Here is a 3,939-nt window from a genome sequence, read left to right on the forward strand (position 1 = left end):
CGTCTCGCGCATGAACATGGCGAACCAGACGCTTCTGGCCACTCGCCACGAAGAGCGGGAGCCCCCTCGGGGCGACCTTGCAAAGTCAGGTTGGGAAGAGCCCGGTTGCGATGAATCCGGTCGTGAAACATCCATAGCCATGGCGGATTACCCTCGGGAGTACGCGCGCGGCGAGCGCATCAGGCCAACGAACCGGCGGTCGGGGGCGCTCACAGGTCGAGCGCCACGCGAGTCGCCACGGCGACCTGGAACAGGATCTGGGTGATCGCGGAAGCCAGCTCGATGTTGCTGGTCGGCGCGGCGGGCAGCACGATGATCTCGTCGCCGGCGCGCATCCGGGTCTGGTCGGCATGGAGGACCGCACCGTTGCGATGTACCACCAGCACCTGGTCTTCGTCGGCCCTGGGCGTGAAGCCGCCGGCCTGCTGGATGTAGTCCAGCGCGCTCATGCCCTGGGTGTAGACCATCGCCTGGGGGATGATGACCTCGCCGCTCAGCAGGATGGAGTCGGTGTTCTCGGGGATGGTGACGATATCGCCGTCCTGCAGCCGGATATCGGCGACGTTGCCGTCCCTCGCGACCACCAGGCGGCCGGTCGGCTTGACCTGGGAGGCCTTCTGCACGAACCGTTCGATCAACTCCGCCTGACGAACCTGGATCTCGCCCTCCTTGGCCGTGCGGGCCGGATAGCCGAGGTAGGTCGTCTCCAGCCGTCGCAGGCTGTCCTTCAACGACGACGCCTGCTGCTCGGCCACGCTGATCCGGCGGATGGAGACATCCTGGTAGCTGGTCATGCCCTGGGGCACGCTGACCGCGTTGAGGAACTCGCCCAGCCGGGCATCCCGGGGCAAGGCGTAGCGCGAGGGCCCGTAGTAGCTGCCCTCGACCTGAACCACGATGGTCTCGTCGCGCTGGTCGGCGCTGAACAGCACCTCATCGCCGCGGCGTACCTCGGCGCCGCGGAACTCCGCCATCGGCAGGTAGCGCGAGATCGGCCCCGACGGGCGGCTGCCGCGCAGCAGCACATGGGAGACGCCGGACTTGAGACGGGCCAGGTTGATCACGTCCTGCCCGGTCAGCGCCTCGCCGACCAGTTCGTAGCGGTAGTTCTTCTGGACGTCGCCGACGACGCTAATGGCGGGCCCGCGCTCCTCGACCACGATGGTGTCGCCATCCCGGAACTGCGGCCGGGCGATATCGCCGTCGATCAGGAAGTGGTAGAGATCGACGACATTGACCACCTGGTTGCCACGCTTGATCACCACCTGGCGATAGCTGCCGAGCGCCTGGTCGATGCCGCCCGCCTGGTCGAGGAAGTAGAGCACCGAGTCGTTGGGCGTCCCGGAGTAGCGCCCCGGATTCATGACGTAGCCGGTGACGAAGACGCCCACCGGCTGCACGCCCTGGAGATTGGTGTAGACGCTGACGTTCTCCGGATAGACCGACTGGATCGCGCCGCGTACCCGGGAATTGAGCTGGGCGTTGGAGATCCCCTGGACCTGCAGCGGCCCGATGCGCGGCAGGAAGATATTGCCCTGGGCATCCACGGCCAGCACGCGGTCGATCTCGACCCCGCCCCAGACCCGGATCGTGATCTGGTCGCCCGGCTTGATCAGGTACTCCGGGTTGAGACCGTCGGCCATCATGCCGCGGAAGCCACCCGTGAACAGGTTCTCGCCGAACGGCGGCAAGGTGTCGGGATCGACCATGGCCTGGGCCCGGGGATCCACCGGCCCGTAGGTGCCGCTATCCCAATCCGCCCGCGGCGGTGTATCGCTCGGATTGGCCTCGTCGGACTGCGACGTCATCGCCTGGGCCTGTTGATCGCTGCCCAGCAGGCCACCGCTGCTCAGTCCGATGTCCTGGGCGTGAGCAAAGTTGGCGTTCAGGCACGCTACCGCCACCAGGCACATGGCCCGGAAAATCACTGATAACCGCTTCATGATGGTTCCCTTCCCTCACGTATTTTTCAGGCCATCGAGTGCCGGGTTTCGCTCATGAGAGCACCGGCAAAATGCCTTTGAAGGCACTTCTCAATTCGGTGGCGACCAGGTCGTTCCGGCATGGGGAACGACGGGTTTAGACGGCTTCGTCGAGATGGCGTCCAGGGTTGACCCGGGCGCGGTTCAACGAATGATTTCCGTCACCAGACGCTGCGCGTACCAGCCTTTTCCCGGCACCAGGCAGCTCACTTCCCCCACCGGAACGCCCGCCGGCGCGACGTTGCGGGCCACATCGAGACGAATGCAGCGCCGCCCGCTGGCCGAGAAGTAACGCTCTCGGGCGTGAACGGAGACGTTCGCTCCCCAGGGCGTCGTCGCCAGCGTCGTGACGCTGCCGGTCGCGGCCCCGTCGAGAAACGTCGCCAGCGGGCCGGTGATCGGCGTGGCATCGTTCATCGGCATCACGGCCGCATCGTCGAGGCGTTGTTGGGACGAGGTCGCACATCCCGACGTGGCCGCCAGCATCAGTGCCAGCGCCAGCCACCGGGAGATGCCACTGCCCCCTCCGCATTTCCTGATTTCGTTTTTCATCGTGCCCACCCTTCCCTCGCTTTCCCGCGCGTTATCGCCGAGAGCCTTGCCTGTTTTTCGCTGCCGTTGGGTCCGCATGCGGCCCGACGACCCGATCCAAAAGTTGTCAGATGATCCGGTGACGCCGCAGGGCGGCGATGAGTTGGCCCACGGTCTCCTCGAGATCATGGGCGGACGTGTCGATCACGACCTCCGGCGATTCCGGGGCCTCGTACGGAGAGTTGATACCGGTGAACTGCTGGATTTCGCCGTTGCGAGCCTTGCGATAAAGGCCCTTGGGATCGCGCTTTTCGCATACCCAGAGCGGCGTGTTGACGTAGACCTCGATGAACTCGTCGGCCTCGACCATGTTGCGGACGATCTGGCGATCGTTGCGAAACGGCGAGATGAACGAGACCAGGGTGATCACGCCCACATCGACCATCAGCTTCGCCACCTCGCCGACCCGGCGGATGTTCTCCTGGCGATCCAGGTCGCTGAAGCCGAGATCGCGACACAGGCCATGGCGAACGTTGTCCCCGTCCAGCAGGTAGGTGTTGTAGCCCATGCCGAAGAGCTGTCGCTCGAGGGCATCAGCCACGGTGGACTTGCCTGCGCCGGAGAGCCCCGTGAACCAGATGATGCTCGGCTTCTGGCGATTGCGTTCGGCGCGAAGGCGCTTGTCGACGGCCATGTCGTGCCAGACGACGTGGCCGACATTCAGCGCGTCGACGACCATGCCGGCGCCCACGGTCAGGTTGCTCAGCTTGTCGATGAAGATGAAACTGCCGGTTTCGGGAGAGCGCTGGTAACTGTCCAGCACCAGCGGCTGGGTCACCTCGATCTGGCACCGGGCGATGCCGTTGAGGGGCAGCGCGTCGGTGGCACTGCGCGCCAGGGTATTGACGTCGACCTGATAGACGATTCGCGTCACCCGGCCGGAGACGACCCGGGTACCGGCCTTGAACTCGTACTCCTGGCCCGGCGACAGCGGCGTCTCGTGCATCCACACCACGTCGGCGGTAAACACGGAACTGGGCTCGATGGCGCTGTTCGCCGCCACCAGCATGTCGCCACGGGAGATGTCGAGCTCGTCCCGGAGCGTGAGCGTCACCGACTGGCCGGAATAGGCAACGCTCAGTTCACCGTCGTTGGTGACGATACGCGCGACGGTCGAACGCTTGCCGGAGGGCTCCACCCGGATCTCGGTTCCCACCTCGACCGCCCCGGCGGCCAGCGTGCCGCTGTAGCCCCGGAAATTGAGATTGGGCCGGTTGACGTACTGCACCGGAAACCGCAGTTCATGGAGGCTCGGTGCCGACAGGATCTCGATCTGCTCGAGCTGCGCCAGCAACGGGGCGCCCTCGTACCAGCGCATGTCGTCGCCACCGGGGTTGACGACATTGGCGCCGTTCAACGCGGAGAT

At 65.5% G+C, this 3,939-nt stretch carries 3 protein-coding genes; all 3 read right to left on the minus strand.

The annotated features are described in order from the left end of the window. Positions 1-209: 209 nt before the first annotated feature. Positions 210-1,943: a polysaccharide biosynthesis/export family protein gene (locus AC3AYF_RS18965; RefSeq protein ID WP_295041187.1), complete on the minus strand. Its 1,734-nt coding sequence runs from the start codon at positions 1,941-1,943 to the stop codon at positions 210-212. A 183-nt stretch (positions 1,944-2,126) separates the two neighbouring features. Continuing rightward, a complete protein-coding gene (locus tag AC3AYF_RS18970; RefSeq protein ID WP_295041188.1) occupies positions 2,127-2,534 on the minus strand; it encodes an RT0821/Lpp0805 family surface protein in 408 nt (135 codons plus the stop codon). Between the two features lie 106 nt (positions 2,535-2,640). Beyond that, on the minus strand, positions 2,641-3,939 hold a 1,299-nt coding region (gene cysC, locus AC3AYF_RS18975), incomplete at its 5' end, for an adenylyl-sulfate kinase (RefSeq protein WP_295041189.1).

This window comes from Salinicola sp. (assembly GCF_982684285.1).